At 60.0% G+C, this 245-nt stretch carries 1 protein-coding gene; it reads right to left on the bottom strand.

Going from position 1 to position 245, the window contains the following annotated elements; genetic code table 11:
• Window positions 1-231: hypothetical protein (locus Q4563_RS21805; RefSeq protein WP_303606024.1), on the bottom strand; the 231-nt coding region annotated here is incomplete at its 3' end.
• Between the last annotated feature and the right edge of the window lie 14 nt (window positions 232-245).

Here is a 245-nt window from a genome sequence, read left to right on the forward strand (position 1 = left end):
GGTCAGGACGGCTCGGACGTAGCGAAAACCGCCGTTGACGTCGAGTTCGGTGGCTTTCAGGTTGATGACGCCGGGGAGCTCTTCTGCCAGGTCGATGGCGGATCGGGCTGTGATGTCTTTGGCGTCGCTGAAGTCGGTGTCGGTGGCTTGCTGCCATTTCAGAGTGGCGGTGGCATCGGTGCCGAAGGCGCCGACACTGATGATGGCTTGGACGTTTTCGTACTGGCTCATATCAACCGCTGATG

The sequence above is a fragment of the Gilvimarinus sp. 1_MG-2023 genome, from assembly GCF_030548285.1.